12 protein-coding genes are annotated in these 17,080 nt (G+C 70.8%); 8 read left to right on the top strand and 4 right to left on the bottom strand.

All coding sequences use genetic code 11. From position 1 onward, the window contains the following. The first annotated feature begins 641 nt into the window (after window positions 1–641). A complete protein-coding gene (locus IPJ59_RS17490; RefSeq protein ID WP_293272574.1) occupies window positions 642–2,219 on the top strand; it encodes a hypothetical protein in 1,578 nt (525 codons plus the stop codon). 21 nt (window positions 2,220–2,240) lie between these two features. Then, window positions 2,241–2,996 carry a hypothetical protein gene (locus tag IPJ59_RS17485; RefSeq protein WP_293272573.1) on the top strand — a complete coding sequence of 252 codons (756 nt, stop codon included), beginning with the start codon at window positions 2,241–2,243 and terminating at the stop codon, window positions 2,994–2,996. Here IPJ59_RS17485 and IPJ59_RS17480 read toward each other — a convergent pair. Continuing rightward, window positions 2,986–3,999, bottom strand: coding sequence for a lysylphosphatidylglycerol synthase transmembrane domain-containing protein (locus tag IPJ59_RS17480; protein WP_293272572.1), 1,014 nt, complete (start codon window positions 3,997–3,999; stop codon window positions 2,986–2,988). The genes IPJ59_RS17485 and IPJ59_RS17480 overlap by 11 nt on opposite strands. Before the next feature lie 159 nt (window positions 4,000–4,158). Beyond that, window positions 4,159–6,150: a 2OG-Fe(II) oxygenase family protein gene (locus IPJ59_RS17475; RefSeq protein WP_293272571.1), complete on the bottom strand. Its 1,992-nt coding sequence runs from the start codon at window positions 6,148–6,150 to the stop codon at window positions 4,159–4,161. 100 nt (window positions 6,151–6,250) lie between these two features. Between IPJ59_RS17475 and IPJ59_RS17470 the strand changes: the two genes are divergently transcribed. Further along, window positions 6,251–7,540 carry a YwqG family protein gene (locus tag IPJ59_RS17470; protein ID WP_293272570.1) on the top strand — a complete coding sequence of 430 codons (1,290 nt, stop codon included), beginning with the start codon at window positions 6,251–6,253 and terminating at the stop codon, window positions 7,538–7,540. A gap of 44 nt (window positions 7,541–7,584) precedes the next feature. Here the strand turns inward: IPJ59_RS17470 and IPJ59_RS17465 are convergent, their stop codons facing one another. Next, window positions 7,585–9,342 (bottom strand): hypothetical protein, encoded by a 1,758-nt coding sequence (locus tag IPJ59_RS17465; protein WP_293272569.1) that lies wholly within the window; start codon window positions 9,340–9,342, stop codon window positions 7,585–7,587. A 95-nt stretch (window positions 9,343–9,437) separates the two neighbouring features. Here IPJ59_RS17465 and IPJ59_RS17460 point away from each other — a divergent pair, with 95 nt between their 5' ends. The 3 genes from IPJ59_RS17460 to IPJ59_RS17450 all read left to right on the top strand — a co-directional run bounded on the left by IPJ59_RS17460 (window position 9,438) and on the right by IPJ59_RS17450 (window position 12,380). Next, entirely contained in the window at window positions 9,438–11,015 is a 1,578-nt protein-coding gene (locus IPJ59_RS17460; RefSeq protein WP_293272568.1) for a DUF4215 domain-containing protein, read from the top strand. 190 nt (window positions 11,016–11,205) lie between these two features. After that, complete coding sequence (locus tag IPJ59_RS17455; protein WP_293272567.1) at window positions 11,206–11,631, top strand: hypothetical protein; 426 nt, start codon at window positions 11,206–11,208, stop codon at window positions 11,629–11,631. Between the two features lie 560 nt (window positions 11,632–12,191). Beyond that, window positions 12,192–12,380 carry a hypothetical protein gene (locus tag IPJ59_RS17450; RefSeq protein ID WP_293272566.1) on the top strand — a complete coding sequence of 63 codons (189 nt, stop codon included), beginning with the start codon at window positions 12,192–12,194 and terminating at the stop codon, window positions 12,378–12,380. Between the two features lie 62 nt (window positions 12,381–12,442). Here the strand turns inward: IPJ59_RS17450 and IPJ59_RS17445 are convergent, their stop codons facing one another. Then, on the bottom strand, window positions 12,443–12,910 hold the full coding sequence (locus IPJ59_RS17445) for a hypothetical protein (RefSeq protein WP_293272565.1): 468 nt from the start codon (window positions 12,908–12,910) through the stop codon (window positions 12,443–12,445). 1,265 nt (window positions 12,911–14,175) lie between these two features. On the opposite strand from IPJ59_RS17445, the gene IPJ59_RS17440 reads away from it, so the two are divergent. Beyond that, window positions 14,176–15,972, top strand: coding sequence for an FAD/NAD(P)-binding protein (locus IPJ59_RS17440; protein ID WP_293272564.1), 1,797 nt, complete (start codon window positions 14,176–14,178; stop codon window positions 15,970–15,972). Window positions 15,973–16,182: 210 nt separating this feature from the next. Continuing rightward, window positions 16,183–17,055 (top strand): Vps62-related protein, encoded by an 873-nt coding sequence (locus IPJ59_RS17435; RefSeq protein WP_293272563.1) that lies wholly within the window; start codon window positions 16,183–16,185, stop codon window positions 17,053–17,055. Window positions 17,056–17,080 lie beyond the last annotated feature (25 nt).

Genomic DNA, 17,080 nt, shown 5'->3' with positions numbered 1-17,080 from the left:
CGGCACCAACCTGGGGGAGACCGCGGGACAGCCCGGGCTCCCGTGCCGTCGCGCTCACGGCCGCCGTGGAGCTGCTGGCGCTGGCCTGCGAGTCGCTCATCGCTCATCGAGTCGGTCCCCGTCGGGACGGAGCCCGTCGCGCTGGCCTCGGTGGGCGCGCTGCTCCCGGTCTGCGGGTTCGTCCCCGTCGAGCCCGCGCTCTCGCTGGCAGCGGTGCCGCCGGTGCTGTCGCCACAGGCCGCGACGAGCAAGTTCCAAGCCGACGAGATTGCATCCTACCCTCCCCATCCCGATCGACCGTGCGCTTGCCCGGTCCACTGCTCCTGTATGCGTCGATCCGAGGTCCACGCGGTCAGCCTGTCGCGAGCTGGAAGTTTCGCGGGTGCTCGAGGACGAACGCCAGCTCAACCACGCCGCGCGGTACTCGGCCCGCGCTCGACAGCCCGCTGCAGCGCTTGCGCCGGTTATTCGGGTGGCTCTTGCGGTCAGGAGATACGCCGGGGAGGCCGACCACGTCAGCGCAAGTCTCTGCGCGGCAGGCTCGGCGACGCGGCGACGCGACCGAGCCCAGAGCTGGCGCCGAGGCACCCCGCGGCAAATTCAGCGCATGGCATCGTCGGCCATACCGGCATACTTACTTTATGTACCCCGGCGATATCATCCGTGCCACGGCAACGACGCTGGCCGTATCGCTCGGCTGCAGCCCCGGCGCCGCGAGCTCTGGCGACTCGAGCACGACCCAGGTCGAGACGAGCACCGGGCAATCCCTGTCGACCGGACCCGGCGACCCGGCCACCACCGACGCGTCGACGACCGCCGCGCTGACGACGGGTACAGCGAGCACGGGCGCGGCGACCGGTGACGTGACTACCGGTGACGCGACTACCGGTGACGTGACTACCGGCGCGGTGACCACCGGCGACCCGAGCACCGGCGAAGCGTCCACCGGTGAGCCGACCCCCGATCTGCTCGGCGGCCCCTGTGCAGCCGACTGGGAGCTCCCTGCGACCAGTAGCGCCTCGCTCAAGATCCACGTCCCCGACGCCACCGTCACCGCCAGCTTCGATCCTGACCTCGTCTACCCCGACGACACGCCCGCCGCCTGCGTGCTCTGGGACGGCGAGCTGTTCGCGGGCGTCCGCATCGCCTTCGGCCCGGTGGTGGGCGACGGCCCGGAGAACCTGCTCCACGTCGCCGTCGGCGACGGCGAGCGCAGCTATGGCACCAACGAATGGCCACCGCCCGCAGGCGCGTACGACGGCGTCTCGGTCCGCTACACCTTCCGTGAAAGCCCCGACATCGCCCGGACCTTCGACCTCGCCGCCGACAAGGGCGCCGGCCAGGTCACGGCGCTGTGGGTCCCGCACGCGACCGGTGAGCACATCATGCTCGACGCAAAGCTCAGCATGCCCGGCGACGACACGGGCGCGCAGGTGGGATTCACGATCGACGCAGTGATCGCTCCCCTCGCCGCACCGACCGTCGAGTTCTGCGGCTCGCTCGACAGCCACTTCAAGTGCGACCTGGCCGGCTGCGCCGAGTGGGTGAACGTGCTCGCCGTCGCCGACCCCGCGCTCTGCGACTTCAAAGGCGCCGGTTTCTGCGCCGCCGAGGTCATCGTCGGCGACGACGAGGCCTACGACAGCGCATTCTTCACAGTCCTTGATGGCACCACCCGCATCGTGCGCGTCGGCGGCGAGGGCTGCAGCTTCTCCGGCACCGATCACCCCGCGGGCTGGAACGAGTGCGTCGGGGGCCCCGGTGATGCCCCCGAGTGCGCCTGCGTGTGCACCGGCGGGACGTGTCCGGGAGACACCGCGCTGGCGCTGCTGGAGGCCTGCGGCCTGCCACAACCATGCCCCAACATCGACTCGGAAGGCGACGACTGGGGGCCAGGCGAGAGCTGCGTGTTCCAGGCCGCCGCCGCCGGCATGCCAGGCGTCCTGCGCGTGCACACAAACTACGGCGACCCCGACTTCGACGATCGCGTGTACCTCCGCGGCGACGGGACCGCCATGTGGCTGGAGGGCGAATGCGACGTCTCCTGCATCGGCTCGTGCAGCGATCGAGATTGGGGCGTCGCGCGCACCTGCACCTTGAAGCAGCCCGCATTCTTCCTCAATTGCGACAAGACCCTCGATCCCGACATCCTGGCCGAATGCCGCGACTTCGCCAACTGGTTCACCGGCTGCGTTGTGTCACCCGCCACCTGCCCCTGACGATCGCGTAAGCTGCTCGCCATGTCGCCGCGCCGCATCGCCCTCGCCCTCCTGCTCGCCGCCTGCGGGCCCCAGTCCGCAACCACCAGCGACGACGCCGGCACTGGCACCACTGCCACCGCCACCGCCACCCCGACCACCGGTGAGCCCGTCACCCCCGCTGTCTGCGACGGCCTCGACGACGTCCCGATCTGGACCGACACCCCCGAGTGCGTCGACTTCCCCGGCCAGGGCCCCACCGGCGAGCTCGAGCTCGGCATCATCAACAACCGCAGCGAGGTCGTGTTCATCCGCGGCTTCAGCAGCGGCGCCGCCGGTTACCTGCACCTCACCGGCAGCCCCGGCGGACGCGAGGTACACGCGCCCTTCGTCTGCACGCAGGAGCCACCCGCCTGCGACGATTTCATCGACCCCGGGACCGGCGGCTGTCTGCTCAACGACAAGCTCTCCCCGCCGCTCCGCATCGAGCCCGGGCAGCGTCACCGCCTGACCTGGGAGCCCCTCGTGGTGTTCCCCGTCATCATCCCCGCTGCCTGCCAGGCCGACCCAACGATGGACAACCCCTGCACCACCTCCCGCGTCCCCACCCCCGGCGACTACACCCTCGAGATCACCTACGCCCACGCCGACGAGTGCACCGGCGAATGCGACTGCGAGCCCGGCCCCGACGGCGGCTGCACCCTCGACCGCGAGACCAGCACCCTCACCGGCACCCCCACCCGGGCCCAGGCCCGCTACGACGGTGTCTGCACGGTCCTCGACCTCGTCATCGACTGACCTTCTGGTTCTCCGTGCCAAGTGGCGGCGGAGCGATCTGCCAGCTGACGAACCCGAGGACGGTCGCGGGCACATGGACGACGAGGAACACGCCGAGCCCGAAGATCACGCCCGCTTCGGCCGAGCTGCCGAGCTGTGGGAACGCGAGGGCGAAGAACAGCTCGCGGACGCCGAGCCCGGCGATTGTGATCGGCACTGCCCCGAGCACGCCCGCGATCGCCAGCAGGAATATGACATTGACGAAGGACAGCTGGAGGTCGAGCGCGAGCGCAACCGTATAGGCCTGCGCGTAGTACAGGAGCAGCGCGAGCGCCGTGAACACGGCAGCGACCGCGAGGTGACGCGGCCGCTGGTGCCGGAGGCCGGCGAAGAAGCGATCGAGCCCCTCGCCGGCGGCCCACCCCGGCGCGACGCGCAACGCCAGCGCCGCGGCTCCGCGCGCCGTCGCCGGCACGAACAGCAACGGTGGCCCGGCCGCCATGAACAGAACGCCGAGCCATGTCACGAGGACCAGATCGCCGGTGAGCATCGGCGCCAGCGCGCACGCGGCGACCACCGCGACCGTCAGCGGCACGTACACGTCGCAGCAGCGGTCGATCATCAGCAGCGCGAGGCCATCCGGATACGGCATCCCGAGGTCGTGGCGAAGGTACTGTAGCCGCAGCACGTCGCCGACGCGGCCCGGCGTCAGGTGGCCGACGTAGCCGGTGGACAGCAGCGACAGCAGCGACCGCGAAAGCGCATAACGGTGCCCCCGCGCCACCAGCAGGGTCCGCCAGCGTAGCGCCCTGAGTGGGTGCGCGAGCACCCCGAGCACGCCCCCCGCCGTCAGCAGCCCGGCGTCGTCCCACGTCAGCGCGGCGAGCACCGCGTCGAGGTGGTGCAGCTGCAACAGCAGCACCAGCACCAGCGCAGGCCCGATCAGCCGCACGCCGACCCCCAGCAGCCGCCGCCGCCGCATGGCGGCGGCGGTCCTCGGCTCGGGCGGCACCGATTCGTTCATGAGCACGCCATTTGTACACGCACACCTGCGCAGGCGGAACGTCTTCATCGCCGAATCGGGCAGGCGCCCTGGCGCCGAACAGTGGCCGGGCGCGATGGGGCTCCGCTCGTTGCCGCGAACGCGAGGACCAACGAACAGGCGAAGGTGCACGCGCTCAGATCAACCGCGCAGCGTTGTGCCGATCTCCGGCGGCCAGAGATCGCTCGGGCTCAGGGTGCAGGTGACACGGGGGTAGACAAAGTCGGCCTCCTGGTTCTCCCGGCGGCGGAGCCGGAGGAATTCGCGACGCTCCTCGTCGTTGGCCAGGGTCAGCGGTGTGCCGTCCGCGAGACGGGGCTGCCCGTCAAGAACGTGCACCCAGGTCCTTGAGCTGCGAAACGTGACCCCGAGCCAGGGGTTGTCGGGATCTCCAGCCGCGGGATCCAGCACGATTCGGTGGCGGAACCGTCGATTGGTGTCGGCGCAGAACACGACGACACGGCCATGAAGGAGTGGGATTACGAAAGAGGGCTCCCCGGGCTCCTTCGACTCCACCATCAGCCGCCGCGACGGCCCGGCCTCGGGGTGTTCATAACAGGAGAAGAGGGCGATCTCCCCGGCATCATCCAGATCAAGCGCCTGGTCCGAGTGGGCGCCCATGGTGGCATAGGCGCGGGTGTAGACCTCCAGCAGCGCATTGTTGAAGGGGATAGCGAGCGAGGCACACGCGCGGATCTGCCGCGAGAGCGTGCCATGAATGGGTCGAAAACACTGAGTCGGGAGCGTGTAGGCGGTGGTGGTGCGGACGATGGGGACCCCGCGCGGGCCGTCGGTCACCACGAGCACCGCGCCGCGCCGGCCTCGCCCGAGATCCTCGAGCCGAGCCGACGCGGACAGCTCCGCGAAGAGGTCGCCCTGGGTGGCGACGCTGTAGGTTCGGAAATTGTCGGACGCCTCGTAGGTCGGCGCCAGGTAGTCCCCCGCGTTCATGCTGAAGCGAAAGCCGTCTCCGTAGTCGATGTGGGCCGACGTCTTGTTCTCCTCGGCGTACAACCGGCGCAGCTCCAGCATCGCCGCGGGCGTGGCGGCCTCCAGCTCCACCCGTTCCCCGTCCTTGAGCAGGAAGCTGCGCCCCGCCTCGTGAACCGCCTCGGTCTTCGAGCAGCGCACCACGTAGCCCAGCCGGGTCGGGAGCCGCGCGGCCTCCAGCTCGGACGGCACGATCTCGTGGGTATAGCGCCGGTTGGTGGACAGCGGCATGAAGAACACCGAGTTGGGATATAGCGTGATCGTGAACTGGTCCGGAAACGTGCCACGCTCCTCGCCATCGATCTCCTTGCGTCGGAAGCGGAGCCGGGTCAATCCGCTGATCCCCCGATGGCCACGGTCGAAGGGATCGCCGGCCATCGGGGCGAGCCGATCGAGGTGTTCGTAGAAGGTGCAGAAGGCCATGACGCCGTGGTCCGGCATGTCCTTGGTCTTGTCGGCGTGGGACGAGATCCGGGCCTTCGCCTGCTTCTTCTCGGCGTCGGCCGGGGTGTTATGATAGATCTGCGCCAATACGTGGTTGAGCGGCGCCGCCCCCGAGAAGACCAGCGCTGCCTCCTGGTTCAGCGCGTCGACGATGTGTCGGTCGGTGGAGCGGAAGTTGTCGGTCGGTCCCGACAGGTTGGTCGAGCAGCGCAGCAGGCGAAAATGCAGCGCATCCCGCTCTTTTCGGACCGGTGTCAGGTAGATCCCGGTGCGGTGGGCCATCCCCGGCTTGGTGGACTCGGTCAGCGACTGGAAGCTGTGCTCGCCACGGATCCGCGGGGCGTAGTCGACCTCCGGGTCGAAGAAACAGCGGTAGTACACGCCGAGCCCGTGGACATCGATCGGGACCCGGCCGGGGCCCACCACTGGCCAGGGGAGGTCACCCGCCGCGTGGCTGTCGGAGCTCTCCCCGATCACCAGGACCCGCGACGCGGCCGAGAGATCGAGGGCGCTGGCCTTCGACACGTCACCGCACAGGTAGACGGCCCTCCCCGCGAGGTCGGGCACCCCCGCCGACGGGTCGGCGACCACCGTGCCGGCGAAGCCGTGCACCGGGCGTTCGTCGTCCCGCGGCGAGAGCACGATCAGGACCTGGCGGGTGTCGATGATGCGGGCTTCGGGGGTGCGCGACCGGGCCATGGCGGCAGGATATCACCGGGAGAAGCCCCGCTCGCCGACGGTCGCCGCGCGGCTCCGCGAGACCGCCATCGCCCGGCGATGCTGGTATGAGTCCATGGTCATGCCGCACCCGCTCGCAGGACTCGTGGACTCGCTGCTCCCCGTGCGTGACGCCGCCGGGCGGGAGATCCTGCTCGCCGTTCCGGACCCGGACAACGACCTCGGCGACAACCTGCTGTTCGCCACCCTGCGGATGGTCTGCCGCGACGGCGACATCATCCGCGACGTGAAGGAGCAGGTCACCGTGATCGTGCCCTCCGACCACGCGAACCACCCGCGGCTCGCCGACTGGCTGCGCGCCTCGTTCGCGGCGATCCCCGCGATGCTCGCCGACTGCGACGATTCGCGCATGCCGGTCGACCTGTTCTTCCCGGAGCTGCTCGCGCTCCCCGACCTCGATGAGCAGGGCTTCGCCGAGATCCTCGGCGATCTGGCGCGTCTGGCCGCCATGACCTGCGAACGCGATAACCGCGAGCGCCGCGAGGCCTACGAGGCCGTCGTCGGCCGCGCGCACGCCGACGCCCTGCTCGCGCTCCGCCGCCCGCGCTACATCCTGCGCAGCGACCAGGTCGACGAGGCGGACGCGGACGATGAGGGCGAGCCGGACGATCCGGGCACGTCACACCTCGGCGGCTCGCCCCTGCTCCCGCCGGACTTCGCGTGGCCACGGGTGCACGACGAGCCGCTGGCGTTCCTCGGCCAGCTCGACCTCGGCCAGCTGCGCCCCCTGCCGCCGGGCCCCGACGCCGACCTGCTGCCGCGGACCGGCATCCTCTCGCTGTTCTTCGTCACCGGCGACCCCGACCCCGCGCACGGCCACGGCATGCTGTTCTGCTTCCCGGACCCCGCCGTCCTCGTGCGCACCGCAAAGCCGCAAGCCGTCAGGGACCCGCCATTCCCGGTCTACATCCTCAAGGGCAAGGCCGACGAGCCCGCCCTGCCCGGCTGGGAGCAGCCGTTTTATGCGCTGCTCCTCGATACATTCGAGGGCCCGGACGAGTGCCCCTATTCAAAGGCGATCGAGGTCGTCCGCAACCTCGCCACCTACGGCGGCCAATGGTGGGACGAGGGCGTGCCGCGCCACCAGCTGCTCGGGTATCCGCACATCCTGCAGAGCGACGCGCTCGCGGCCGCCGCGTACGACGAGCGCGAGCACCTGGGCGTCGCCCACCCGCCGTGGAACTCCCGCGAGACCGCCGAGCAGGCCGCGCAGTGGCGCCTGCTGTGGCAGGTCGACTCCGAGGACGACCTCATGCTCGGCGACGTCGGCATGGTCCACGTCGTCATCCGCGAGGAGGACCTGCGCGCGCGCCGGTTCGAGCGAGCCCGCGTCGTCTTCCAGTGCCACTGACCCGGACTCGGGCACGCTCGCCATCCAGGTCGATCCCCGATGAATCACGGCGGACACTCGCGCTCGCTGGCCCCCGCCCGCCGCGACCAGCCGTCGCCGCGGGCCGGCGCCGAGCTCGGTCGATACGTCACCTGCACCTCCCGTTCGCCCCGCAGCACCGTGATCATCGCCGGCTCCTGCGGGTCCTCTGGATCGATCGCCAGCGCCAGCAGCGGCTCACCGTCCTTCAGCCCCGCGCGCGCCGCCGGTCCGCCCGCCCGCACCCCGCGGATCGTCGGCGGCATCGCCTGCATCGTCGCCCGCTCGTCGAAGCCAAGATCGAAGCGCGTATATCTGCGTGGCTTGCGGACAAAGCAGGATCCCAGCGCGTCGGCCGGCAATGACAACACTTCTCCCGCCAGCACCCCCGCCGTGAATGCCGCCACCTCCTCCGCCCCGAGCTGGGCCGCCACCCGCCGTGTGAACGCATCGATCGGCAGCTCGCCCACGCCGGCCGCTTGCGCCTCCGCGACCAGCTCCCCGAGCAATCCCCGCAAGGTCCCGCCGCCGCCCACCCGCCGCTTCAGCCGCGCCGCCAGCCGCGTCGCGTACAACACCCCGCGCGCCATCAGCAGCGCCTGCGCCTCCGCGTCCCCGCCAGCGGCCGCCGCCGCCACCTCCGCGTTGCTCGCCCGCCGCAGCGGCGCCGTCGCCCGCACCGACTCGTGCACATTCACCTCGTCCGCGTAATCGCGGCCCGACAGCGTCCCCAGGTCGTACAGGACTTCGCGGGCGACCGCCCGGGCGAACCCCGCCGAGAACCACGCCCCCGCCTCCGGCCCCTCTCCCGCCGGCCCGCGGAGCCGCAGCCGCCCGCCGATCCAGCGATGCACCAGCCCGTGCGCCACCGCCATCCGGGCCGCCGCGTCCCACTGCGCCCCCGGAGCGATCGCCACATACAAGCCCTCGCCCCGCGGAAACACCGACACCCCCGTCCCCCCGACAAAATCGATGTCCACCGCCATCAACCCCACGAAGCGCCGCGTCGCGCCCGCGCTGAAATATGCATCGACGGCCGTGCGCGCCCCGGCCGTCTCGGCCGCCGACCAGCGCAGGTCGAACGCGGTATCACCGGCCCACGCGAAATCGTCCTCCCCCGCGAGGCCACGAAACTCCGCGTGCCCCGGCGGCCCGAGCAGGAACGCCGCGTGCTGCAATTCCGCCAGCCGCACCGTCCCCCGCCACCCCGGTCCGCCCAGCGTGCTCGCCACCTGCGTCAGCCCTGGATTCGCCACCAGCCCGAGCTCAACCGCGATCGCGGCCCCCGGCTCCTCGCGCGGCAGCAGCAGCACCTCCTCCGCCGCCGCCAGCACCCGCTGGCGATCGATCCGCAGCACCAGCCCCGCCGGCAGCTCCGGCCCGGCGCGCGACACATCCCCGGGATAAAACCAGTAGCGGATCGTCAGCGTCCCGACCGGCGCACGGCCCAGCTCCACCGTCCACGCCTGTCCCTCGCGACCTTGCACAAGGGACAGGTCCCCCGCCTCGTCGCGCGCCCGCACCTCATTCGGCTCGCCCGCCGCCGCCGACGCGAAGGCCCACCGGCGCGCCGCGATCCCCCGCGCGGTCAGTTCCACTGCCAGCCGCGACGGCGCCTCCGCCAACAACGGCTCGAAGCGGATCGTCAGCGCTGGCGCCGGCGCCACCGCTGGCACCACGGGCGCCGCCGCCGCCACTGGCGGCAGCGCGACCGGACGCGTCGGCCCTGTCGTCGCGCACGCAACCAGCAGCGACAGGATCGACAAGAAGCGCGCGTGCCCCATCGGCCGAGCATACTTCATCTTATGCGCTTGTAATTCCGGCAGGCCGCCGCCAACCTCGGGGCATGCGAATGAATGGTGGTTTCGGTGGGTGCATCGTGGCTCTTCTCGTGCTCGGCTGCGGTGACGACGGCGTCGCCACCGGCACCGACGCCACCAGCACCGGATCCATAGCCACCACCACCACGGCCACGCCCACCACCGGCGAGCCCCCGACCACCTCGGGCGAGGTCACCTCCGACGGCACCTCGGGCGCCACCGGGGATGCCGGCACCAGCAGCACCAGCGGCGAGCCCGACACCACCACCACCGACACCACCGGCCCCGCCTGCCCGCCCGCCAGCGAGGGCTGCCCGTGCGGCCCCAACGACGCCTGCGACGCCCCCCTGCTCTGCACTGCGGGCGTCTGTCAGCCCCCACCGCCGCCCGCCTGCGGCGACGGCGTCGTCGACGACGGCGAGGTCTGCGACGACGCCAACCCCGACAACAGCGACGATTGCCTCGACACCTGCCAATCTGCAAGCTGCGGCGACGGCTTCGTCCACGCCGGCGTCGAGGCCTGCGACGACGCCAATCCCGACAACAGCGACGATTGCCCCGACACCTGCCAATCTGCAAGCTGTGGCGACGGCTTCATCCACGCCGGCGTCGAGGCCTGCGACGACGCCAACGACCTCGACACCGACGATTGTCCCGGTACTTGCCAGGCCGCCGCCTGCGGCGACGGCTTCGTCCACGCCGGCGTCGAGGCCTGCGACGACGCCAACGACCTCGACACCGACGATTGCCCCGGCACCTGCCAGGCGGCCAAGTGCGGCGACGGCTTCGTCCACGCCGGGGTCGAGGCCTGCGACGACGGCAACGGCGTCGACAACGACGCGTGCAGCAACACCTGCCAGTTGCCCGTGGGCTGCAAGAACGGGCAGGACTGCCTCGTGGTCGCCAGCACCGGCACCGGCGTCGTCTCGCTGATCGAGCCGGCCGGCTACACCGTGTTCGACAGCTTCCCCGGCTTCGTCAACGCCCTGTCGGTCGCCCCCGGCCCCGACGGCAAGCTCTACGTCGGTCAGAGCAACAACATCCGCACCGTCGACCTCGTCAGCAAGGCCACCGCGGTCATCGGCGGCGGTCTGGTCAACGGCTCGCTCTACGGGATCACCGTCCGCGTCGACAAGATCTACGCCTCCGGCTCTGGCATGGCCTCGATCAAGGTCCTCACCCTCGCCGGCGCCGACGCTGGCATCGTAGCCTCTCCCGGCGGCGACAACCTGCGCTCCACCGCCTTCGGCCCGCAGGGCGACTTCTACCTCTCGTCCTTCGGCGGCGGCCCCGGCCAGCGCTGGAGCCCCGGCATCGTCTATGTCGGCACCTTCGGCGGCGGGAGTGGCCTCAGCACGGGCTTCGGCGTCACCACCCGCGCCAACGGCGACGTGCTCATCGCCGGCCAGAACGACGCCGCCTACTTCATCTACTCCCAGCTCGGCGTCTTCAAGAAGAAGGTCCCCGTCAACTGCGTCGGCCAGCTGCGCAACATCGCCGCCGACAAGAACGGTCGCCTCTACGTCGGCTGCTACGAGGCCAACAAGGTCGTCGTCTTCGATCCCACCGACATATCGATCAAGGAGATCCTCATCTCCACCCCCGCCGGCATCGCCGTCCTCAGCGTTCTACCCTGAGCGACGTGTCACGTTCGAGGAAGGCGATCCTGGCGTGCGACCTCGACGAACCGCATCATCATCAAGCCCCGACGCCGACGCTCCAGGTCCTCCTGCGAGATCCCATGGGCACGCCAGGCTGCGCGGCACCAGACCCTGGCTTCACGACCCCGACGCGTGGTGGTAGATCAGGTCAGCATCCGGAGGAGACATGAGCGAATCACTGCCGATCTGGAACACCATCGAGCAGTTGCTGCGGGCGCCCAATCGGGACGACCTCGTCGAAATTCGCGCCCTTACTCGGCAGGCAATCGCAGCAAACCGGCGGGACGACGACATCGGCTGCGGTGACGAGCTGTACGCGCTGTGTTTCCTGCTGTACCTCGTCGGCGACCCCGAGGACGTCGCGCTGGTGTACGAGGCGAAGTACCTGAACATGGACACCGGTTCGATGATCGATGCCCACCTACTGACGATGCGGCGCGACCGCGCGACAATGTTCGCAGCGCTTGCTTCGTTGCCTCCGGGTGTTCAACGGCCGCACCTCGAGAGCGATCTCGTCGACGCTTTCGATCGACCCATCTTCGACGATTCGGCCGCCTTCGAGAGAGGTTTGCGCCAATACTTCAACGTGTGATGTGATACCGACGCTAAGGGCGCGGCCTCGGGAGCCGCTCTGCGCCTGATCGACCAGACGGGCCCCGAGGGTTCGTGAATCGGCTCCCCACCTTCGTCAACATCGTGGCGCACGGACCGATCGGAAGCATCTGCGAGACGGCGGCCTGGGTATCGTCATGCGCAGCTCGGTCGGCGCCGAAGCCGGGCACGTTCGGGTGAGCCGAGGGAGCGGAGTGGTCGTGGGGCATGATGTGTTCTCCGCCGCGGGCCGACAATGACCGGAGGGCGGCGCGGCGAGGCGCCCGCCGGCGAGGGCACCTTCTTCGACCGGGCCGCTGTGATGACCGGAGGATGCGCGCCCCCGGGCGCGCCCCGCGCCCCGGCGCCCCGCCCCCCCCCCCCCGGCCCCCCCCCCCCCCTCGGCCCCCGCCCCCCCCCCGGGCTGGCCGCGTCCGGCGCGCCCGGCCCGCGCGGCCCCCCCCCGGCGCCGAGGGCCCCCCGGGCGGGGCCCTTCCCGAGCCCGCGCGGCGTAGGCGGGGGCAGGGCGACCTCCCTGCCGACCCGGAGATCCTGCGCACCGTGGCCGAACACAATCGCCAGCTGTTCGCGTTGCTGGCAAAAAACGTGCCCGCGCTCGGCGTCTATGCGACGGTCGTCCGCGGCGGCAGGGTCCGCCCCGGCGACGCGGTGCGGCTGATGGGTCGTGCGCCGCTGCGATGGGTCGCCAGCGTCATGCACATCGTCAAGCGCGTGCTGTTGCGGCGGTGAGGCGACATGGTATCGCGTCCATTCAACAGTGCAGGTACGCCAATACAGGCCGACCGCAATGCTCAGAAGCTGACCGTCAGCACCACGCTGGTCCGTGCCTTCTGGGCCCGCCGGAAGCTCGCGGCCCGCAGTTCCTGGGCGGCACAGTCGGCGAGCGCGGGATTGGGCGTGTCAGTCTCGGGGACGGCGTCGACGACCGCACCGCTCGAGCCCGCGATGGAGACCTTGATCCGTACCGTCTCGCTGCCGTGTGCGAGCGCCTTGCAGCGCTCCTTCGCGGCCTGCTTGGCCGCGCCCGCACCGTCCTGAATATCCGCGTACGAGAGGGTCTCCGGGAGCTTCGTCCCGGAGTTGGACGGAGCCGCGACCGGGACGGCCGTCTGGCGCCCCGGCGAGTCGTCGCCGGTGCCCGACGCCGGCGTGGTTTCTTGCTCGGGCTCGACCTGGCGAGTCCCCACGGTGGCGCAGCCGATCGTGATCATCGCGGCAAAGGCGAGCACCCGGCGCGAGGGGGAGCGTACCGTGGGCATGACGAGGTCCTCTTGCGGGCGCGGATGATATCACGCTTCGGGCGGCGTCGGCCGGGCTGGCGACGCCCTCCCGGCGTTGCCAAATCTGTTGCCAAAGTGTTGCCAAAATCCGGGTCGTTCCGGGCCACGTCGGTCCCTCCCGGGCGCGCCCCACCCCGCCAGAACGCCCGTTTACGTGGGATAGCGGCCGATCTGCCGGTACGGGGGAGTTCTGGGGGATGGGCGCGCACCGTGTTGGCCAGGAACACAGCGAAGCAGGGTGGCAGCGCGGGCGGGTAGGCCGGTGGGGTCGGGACGATGAAGGCGCAGCCGAAGTTGGCCTGGCTCTGCGCCGCGGCGTCGCAGGCGTCGATACACATGGCGTTGGCACAACCCTGGGTCGGCCCGCACATCTCCAGCACCTCGCCCTGACCATTCACCACGGCGTGGAGATCGGCGCTGCACAGCTTCTCTTCCGGTGGATCGCCGGTGCTGCCGCTGCTCTCGCCGCCTGTGCTCGCGCCGCTGCTGCTGTCGCTGAGCGACGCGGGCGACGTGGTGTCGCTGGTGTCCGGGCCGGTGGTGGTCAGGCTCGTGGACGAGTCCGTCGCGCTCACGGCCGCCGTGGAGCTGCTGGCGCTGGCCTGCGAGTCGCTCATCGAACCGCTCCCGGTCGGGACGGAGCCGGTCGCGCTGGCCTCGGTGGGCGCGCTGCTCCCGGTCTGCGGGTTCGTCCCCGTCGAGCCCGCGCTCTCGCTGGCAGCGGTGCCGCCGGTGCTGTCACCGCAGGCCGCGACGAGCAGACCACCGCTCACAGAGCCAATGCCAACCCAAGTTCCAAGCCCACGAGATTGCATCCTACCCTCCCCATCCCGATCGACCGGGCGCTCGCCCGGTCCACCGCTCCTGTATGCGTCGATCCGAGGTCCGCAGTCAACGACCCTCACCCGCGCAGCAGCGATCGCGCCCTCGCTGTGGTCCCCTACCATCATTCCCCGTCCTGCGCGAGTCCGCCAGCGTCGCGGGGCGGCCCGGCCGCCGGTCCAACGCCCAGGGCGCCTACCCGCGCCACCGAGAAAGCCCATACGGCGGATCCGCATGCCGCGGCCTGTCGATCAGGCGTCATGCACCACGGCACGAACCAGGCAAGCCCACCACATCATCGCGCTCCTGTCATTCGCCTACGTCGATCATGACTATCCAGCGGCGAGCGAACGGTGGATTGCTCGCCGGGACGGCGGCGGATATGCTCCGCACGCGGCACGGCCGTCCCGATGCACAGTCCTTTGTCCCCCCGAGTCGAGCGGCTGGTCGCGACCATTGAGGCGTCGACCGCCATCACGAGCGAGACGCTGGCGCGCGCGCTCGCGGCGGTGCCGTTGGAGCTGGGTGACCTCGATCCATGGGTCAGCTTCGGCGCCAGGAATTACCGTCGCAACAGCATGCTGAAGCGGCCCCGCTTCGAGCTCCGGGTGCTGTGTTGGCTGCCGGGCCAACGGACCTCGCTGCACGCTCACGGCCACTCGGCCTGCGCCTTTCGGGTGGTCGCTGGCACGTCGACGGAGATCCGCCTCGGTCAGCCCGACGCGTGCTGGGAGCCGGGGGCCGTGATCGCCGAGGGCAGCCCCGGACTGGTCCATCAGATCACGAACCTGGGCCGCGAGCCGCTGGTCTCGCTGCACGCTTACGCGCCGGCGCTGCCGATCGACCAGCCGCCGTCGACCTACGAGGGGCGTCACGTCGTTATTGTCGGCGGCGGCGTCTCGGGCGTCGCGCTGGCGATCCACCTGCTGCGACCCGCGAGCGGCACGATGCGGGTGTCGATCGTCGAGCGCCGCCCGAGCCTGGGGCGCGGCCCAGCCTACGGGACCAGCGATCCGGCGCTTCGCCTCAATGTTCCGGCCGAGCGCATGAGCGTGCTCCCCGAGCGCCCGAACGATTTCGTCGAGTGGGCGCGCGACGGCGGGACCACCGTGGGCGCCGGGGCCCTGCTCCCGCGGCATCTGTTCGGCTCCTACGTCGAGGCGCGGCTCGCTGACGCCATCGCCGACGGCCGCGGCAAGCTGTGGTTCCATCGCAGCGAGGCTGTCGCGGCCGCGGCCGACGGGGTGACGCTGGCGGACGGCACCTTCCTGCGAGCGGACGCCGTGGTGCTGGCGACCGGTAATCAGCTGCCCGCGGCTCCCGCGGCGCTATCGTCAGAGCTGCTGCGTTCGCCATGGGTCATCGACGATCCGTGGAGCGATGGTTCGCTGGCCCGCATCGCGGCGGACGAGGAGCTGCTGCTGGTCGGCTCCGGGTTGACCGCGGTCGACGTGCTGCTCGCGCTGCGCAACCAGGGCCACCGCGGACGCATCTTCGTCACTTCGCGGCACGGACTGCTGCCGCGGCCGCACCTCGAACCCGGGGCGCACGGCCATGCATCCGTGGAGCTCGACCCCCAGAAGCTGCCGCGCAGCGTGCTCGGCCTGTGCCGCCACCTCCGCGCCGAGGTGCAGCGCGCCGAGCTGGCGGGCATCCCATGGCAGCGTGTCATCGACGCCTTGCGCCCGCACACGACGGCGGTGTGGCGCAGCCTGCCGCTCGCGGAGAAGCACGCATTCATGGCCAAGGTCCGGCCGTTCTGGGAGGTGCTGCGCCACCGGGCCGCGGCGGACTCGCTGGCGGTGATCGAGGCGTTGCGCGCGGATCGGCAGGTCTTGCTCGTGCCCGGGCGGATCGCGGCGATCCGCGAGGAATCCGGCCTCGTCGTCGAACTCATGCCACGCGGAGAAACCACGATCCGGCGCCTCCGCTGCGACCGCCTGATCTTGTGCACGGGGCCGCAGACGGACGTGCGCGCCTGGCCCGGGGCGCTGTTTCGGCACTTGCTCGCGGAGGGGGTGCTGCAGCCAGATCCGCTCGGACTCGGGGTCATGACCGACGCGTGCGGTCGGGCGATCGACGAGCACGGGATATCATCGCCGTGGTTGTTCACGCTCGGAGCGCTGCGACGCGCTCACCTGTGGGAGACGACGGCGGTGCCCGACATCGTGCGCCAGGCCGCCGCCCTCGCGGACCTGCTGGCTGTCGAGTCGCTGTGAAGAAGAGGCCGTGCGCGCGGACGCGCGAGCCGATGGCCGCACGACTGGGCGAAGGGCGAGCCACCGCGGGCCGCGAATGTTGTGCGCCACCTGGATCTGGCCCTCGTCCTCTCGGGAGAGGTCGACCACGATAGTCGACCGGACGCGCCTGCGCTTACGGGCTGAGCGGCGCGCTCGCTTCTTTGGCCCGATCGAAGTGGAGCCCATCCCATGGCTGACCTCACCCTGATCAAGCGCTTGGCGCCGCTCGTGCGCCTCCACCCTCAGGACCCGTACAAGCCGGCGTCCGTCCCCTGGTTCCTGCCGCACGTGCGCATGCGCTTCGATCGCAGCTGGAAGAAGGACCGCCAGATCCTCGAGGCCGGTCGGGTCAATGACGCGACGATCGTCGCCCAGGCCTGCGAGGGGCAGCGCTCCGGCGGCGATCGCCCGTCGGACTTCTTCCTCGAGATCGTCGGCGCGGAGGACACGATCCGGCGCGGCGATCTCGGCGCGGCGGTATGCTACGTCCACGTCCTCCCCTGGCCTGACTACGAAGATATCCAGTACTGGTTCTTCTACCCTTACAACGGTGACATGGCCCCCGGCCCCGTGAGCTTCGCCCACGAGGGCGACTGGGAGCATGTCACCCTCCGGGTGGCCAATGGTCGGGTCCAGCGGGTCTTCTTCTCGGCGCACCATGATGGGCGGGCCTTCGCCGCCGCGGAGTGCAGCTTCGTCGACGGCCACCTGGTCGTGTACTCGGCGAAGCACAGCCACGCCTCCTATCGCAAGGGCGGCACGCAGCCGCGCAACAACCTCCCCGACGATCACACCGCGGACGGCGGCCCGGAGTGGCGGACCTGGGAGCGGATCGAGTGGGTCGATCCGGCACCTCCCGGCTGGCTGCGCTACTCCGGCCATTGGGGGCAGATCGGCGAATTCAAGGACACGACCGGACCGCGGGGCCCGTCGCACCAGCCGGCATGGTTCGGCGACCGCGAGCTCGGGTTGCCCGTGCTCCCGGGGGACGGTGGTTCAGGCCAGGACGACCCGGACGATAAGCAAAACCCGCGCGGCGGCGGCCACCCCCGCGATGTTTGAACGGAGCCGACGAGACCAAAAGGAG

This window comes from Nannocystis sp., assembly GCF_016714285.1.
Lineage (GTDB): Bacteria > Myxococcota_A > Polyangia > Nannocystales > Nannocystaceae > Nannocystis.
Note: the sequence above shows the minus strand (reverse complement) of the source record. Positions and strands in the feature narration are given on the sequence as shown.